This window comes from Nocardia higoensis (assembly GCF_015477835.1).
In the GTDB taxonomy this organism is placed as follows: domain Bacteria; phylum Actinomycetota; class Actinomycetes; order Mycobacteriales; family Mycobacteriaceae; genus Nocardia; species Nocardia higoensis_A.
In genome coordinates, this window is record NZ_JADLQN010000033.1 from 1 (window position 1) to 255 (window position 255).

Annotated in this window: 1 pseudogene; it reads left to right on the top strand. The window is 65.1% G+C overall.

What is annotated here, in order from left to right:
* Positions 1–255: pseudogene (locus IU449_RS29935) on the top strand (pyridine nucleotide-disulfide oxidoreductase); the annotation flags it as partial.

Sequence of the window (255 nt, forward strand, 5' to 3'; positions counted from 1 at the left end):
TGCCCACGGAGATCCCACCGAACGTCTACGAGGGATTGAAGGCCAACAAGGCCCTCGAGGTGCACGTGTTCGGCCGCCGCGGCCCCGCCCAAGCCAAGTTCACCCCCCTGGAACTGCGCGAACTCGATCACTCCCCGAACATCGAGGTCATCGTCGACCCCGCCGACATCGACTACGACGAAGGCTCCGAAGCCGCCCGCCGCCATTCCAAGCAGGTCGACATGGTCGCCAACACCCTCGAACAGTGGGCCATCC